This is a genomic window from Crocosphaera sp. Alani8 (assembly GCF_038442745.1).
In the GTDB taxonomy this organism is placed as follows: Bacteria; Cyanobacteriota; Cyanobacteriia; order Cyanobacteriales; family Microcystaceae; genus Crocosphaera.
In genome coordinates, this window is sequence record NZ_JARVCN010000287.1 from 1 (window position 1) to 4,108 (window position 4,108).

A 4,108-nucleotide genomic window follows, 5' to 3' on the forward strand; every position below is an offset into this window, starting at 1 on the left:
CTTTGTCCCCTAACTTTCGGCGAGTCCCCCCAGACTTTTTGAGAAGCTTCCAATGCTTGTCTATTCCAGGGTTGTTTAGTGTATTCTTCGGTTAAACATTCAATATCTTTATATTGTTGTTCTAGACGATTTTTTAAAATACGACTTTGGGCATAAAAAAAGTTAATTTTGTGATAGCTTAATAGTAAGTCTTGAAAAATAGGATAAATATCATCTGCTTTGCTTTCTATATCTTCGCTTTTATAAAGAAATACACAAACTAATTTAACAGAATCAACAATATAGTTATCAGGTTGTTGAACTTTAACTTTTTGAGGATAAATATAAAAAGGACAGCCTAAAAATTCATTACTGATTATATTTTTAGGATCAATTGCTTGGTTATAATATTCACTTAAACAATGGTTTGCAATAAGATTATTTTCTTCACTGGTGGTTTGTTCTGGAAGTATTCCTGCTAAGATTATTGTTTGTCCTAATTCCAATTGTAAGTCATTGACATATTCACTAAGATTAGAAAAACTATTAAGAGGTTTTTGTCCTTCTTCGGTGGGAATATAATTAGTTAGTCGTAATAAATAGGTATCATTTAAGAGAAAAACTCCTAGAAAGCTACAAAAAATATTTGTTTTTAAGTCTAAAAGTCCATCCTCAAACTGTTGACATTCCGAGGGAACATGAGAAAAATCAAGAATACTTTTAGACGGTAAACTAGAAAAATTAGAATCAAAAGAAACTAAATTAACAAAATCTTTGGCATTTTTTCCTGTTTCACTGCTGAGATGAGAAGTTATTTTTTCTAAATTTTTAGTAAAAGTATTTCGTTTTTCTTGTCGTGTCTTTGAATCTTCATTCATGCCATCAGACAAGACATAATAATATAAATGTAACGTTGGGCATATTAGTTCAGTTTTGGGGTTGTTCATTGGCATTATCATCATTATTTTCTTGCGTCAAAATGCTGGTTTTCCAATTATTTAAACCACGCAGACTATCACGACTGTCATTATCTATAGTTGGATTATTTTCCCGTGGTAACAGTGATTCTCGCTTAGGACTTTTATTTTTTTCAACAGCTATATTCAAGTCCTCCCCTGCTTTTATTTTATAAATATCTTTGAGGTATTCTTCTAGTATTTTGTTCCCTTGTTGATAACAAAAATTACTAATATGTTCTGCCATCACTTCACAATCATCCTGTTTTTCATTGGGTACTTGATCAAGATAAGTTGCAATGGTTAATTTTATTCCCTCACCTAACTCCTTTTCTAGTTCAGTCATTTGAGTAGAAACAATATCATAAAAAGCGTCGCAAATAAGTTGATCTCGATTGTCCATAATTTAACATCCTGTTAAGGTAAAAGCCGCCCAATAATAAGGACTTTCAAAAGGAGTACCTTCTAATAATTCTAGCTTAACTTCTAAATCGATTCTCTCGTTACTTTTTAGTTTATTTTTCCATTTTTCAGCACGTTTTATTAACTCTTCAGCAGAACAAGAACGTAACCATATTTGGGCTTTTTTCAAGGCAAATGCTTTATTATCCGTAATTTTCAATTGATGGTAAAATTCATCAAAGAGGAATGCTGTGGCGATCGAGTTGACTTTCCATTGACTAGCAATAACTGCTTTTGCGCCGGCTAAAAGGAACCCTGTAGGTAGTCCTAAATGTTCTTCTGTGGGTTGATCAGCATCCACCACACCGGTACAACAAGCGGAAAGGATAACTAAGTCTGTGTGGGGTATATGTAAGTCTGAGAAGATGGTATTTAGGGTGAGGTTATCTGTGGTGTTATTGGATAACATCAGATAGGAGTGCAAAGGGTTTTTGAAATTGTATTCTGCATGACCAGAAAAGTGTAAACAGTGATAGTTTTGTGCATTTTTTAAAATGTTTTCAACAGTTGTATTTTTGGGCTTTAAAGTTTGTTGTTGGTCAAAATTTTGATGTTGAGAAATACTAGCTATTTCTGCTTTGGCAAAGATTAAGTCTTTATCTTGGGTTGGGTTTTCTATAGCGAATAAAGATTGTTGCGATCGCCGACGCTTTTGGCAGATTTTCCATACTTGTAAACTGGGAAAATAGCTGACAGAAAATTTATCTATGAGGCGTTTATTTTCTTTTTTGTTAATCCAAAGAGCATGAATAGGAAATAAATTCAAGTAGTTATGGGGAACGATAATTAGATTTTCTATGTTATCGGGAATGAAGTTAAGCAGTTGATTAAATCTGAGAAAGATGGAAAGCTGATCAATAATATTATCTAAATCAATTTTTGTCTTTTCAATGTCTTCTTGTTTATCTTTTGATTGAGAACTGAGATTATTGATCCAATTATCAGCAATATCTTTTAAGTTGATTGAGGATAAGTCAACGGATAACGCATCAGGAATACGGGGAGATTCTACCCCAGGAAGAATTAACAGGGTAATTAGTTTATATTTAGTGAAGAAAAATTCTATGATTGCTGTATCTGAGGGCAATCTTTCTTGAACTTCTGAGTAATATAATGGGGTTACTTTTGTTTTAGCAATGAACTCTGGTTCATCTTTAGCTACTTGCTGATATAACTTTTCTAAGTCTGCTTTAGCGTTATCCCATTGTTGAGCAAATTTTTTTAATTCTGGTTCTGGTAAACCTTTAGTCTGTTTATTAGTATAAATATTGAGTGCCTTTTTTTCTCTTCTTTTGGCTTCTTGTATCTGTTGAGAGAGTTCAGAAGATAGGGTATTAGGTAAAGGAATATCTTGTTTAGCCAGTCTTTCTACTAAATAACGATTTCTGAAAATTTCTGTATATAAAAACAGTCGTTTAAAGTCTCGTTGTTTGAGAGCAAAGGTAATAATTCTTTGATATGTATCTAAATAGGATTCTAATAAGGTGCGTCGGGTAAAAATATCGGTTCCTGTTTGCATTTTATCCAGACAAGCAAGAATGCGATGATAACAAAATTTAGCTTTTCGAGAGTCTTTGAGGGTAAAGTAATAATCAACTGTAGCTTGAACTCTGGTGATGTCTAAAAATAAGGATAATTCCTGTTCCTGATTTTGTTCTGAGTCTTGGTGAGATGTATCTATTTTCTTTAAAATGTCATCAATAAGCCAGCGAGTATACGTATCTTGATCATGTCGAAGGTTTCGGAGTTTTTCAATTAGTTTGATATTACCATTGCCAATTTTTTCTAGAGTTTCAGCAGCCAAACGTCGCTGAGAAGCACTATTCACCCTATTCAAAATCCTTTCCACCAGAGGCTCAATAGCTACAGAGTTGCCAGGATCTATTTCCCATGAACCATATATAGCTACCAGAAGTCCTTCGTAATGATTGTTACTGGTGCGCAATAGTTTCACCAGAGCCTTAACAGATACAGGGTTGCAAGGATCTATGTTCTCTAAGCTCTCAACAGCTTGCAGAAGTAGGTACTCATTGTTACTGGTACGCAATAGTTCTGCTAGAGCATCAATAGCGACAGGGTTGCCAGCACCTATTTTCCCTAAACTCTCAACAGCTTGCTCAAGTCTGTACTCATAGTCACTGGTGCGCAATAGTTCCACCAGAGCATCAATAGCGACAGGGTTGCCAGCACCTATTTTCCCTAAACTCTCAGCAGCTTGCCGAAGTATGTGCCGATCCTTACTGGTGCGCAATAGTTCCACCAGAGCATCAATAGCTACAGGGTTGCCAGCACCTATTTTCTCTAAACTCCCAGCAGCTTGCTGGATTATAGACTCATTGTTACTGGTGCGCAATAGTTTCACGAGAGCATCAATAGCCACAGAGTTGCCAGGATCTATTTTCCCTAAACTTTCAGCAGCTTGCTGGATTATAGACTCATTATTACTGATGCGCAATAGTTTCACGAGAGCATCAATAGCTACAGGGTTGCCAGGATCTATTCTTTCTAAACTCTCAGCAGCTTGCCGAAGTATGGACTCATTGTTACTGGTGCGCAATAGTTCCACTAGCCTGCATTATTCATGAAAGAATTGAGAAAAAGCCTGAAAGCCTTATGCCATCAGGAATATGGGAATTTGACTCCAATAACAGTCTGTGATTTTTATCTATTACTAATTATTGACTATTTAACTATCAAAAATAAGAGGTAAA

3 protein-coding genes are annotated in these 4,108 nt (G+C 35.0%); all 3 read right to left on the reverse strand.

Features of this window, described 5'->3' with window-relative positions; genetic code table 11:
- Nucleotides 1–857, reverse strand: an 857-nt coding sequence (locus P9B04_RS15830) for a hypothetical protein (RefSeq protein ID WP_342055953.1), incomplete at its 3' end; no start/stop codon positions are given.
- 49 nt (nt 858–906) lie between these two features.
- Nucleotides 907–1,338, reverse strand: coding sequence for a hypothetical protein (locus tag P9B04_RS15835; RefSeq protein WP_342055954.1), 432 nt, complete (start codon nt 1,336–1,338; stop codon nt 907–909).
- Nucleotides 1,339–1,341: 3 nt separating this feature from the next.
- Nucleotides 1,342–3,963, reverse strand: coding sequence for a CHAT domain-containing protein (locus P9B04_RS15840; RefSeq protein WP_342055955.1), 2,622 nt, complete (start codon nt 3,961–3,963; stop codon nt 1,342–1,344).
- Nucleotides 3,964–4,108 lie beyond the last annotated feature (145 nt).

Excerpts from the sequence above, each read along its gene's own strand:
- P9B04_RS15835 (WP_342055954.1), bottom strand. The coding sequence starts at position 1,338 with ATGGACAATCGAGATCAACTTATTTGCGACGCTTTTTATGATATTGTT.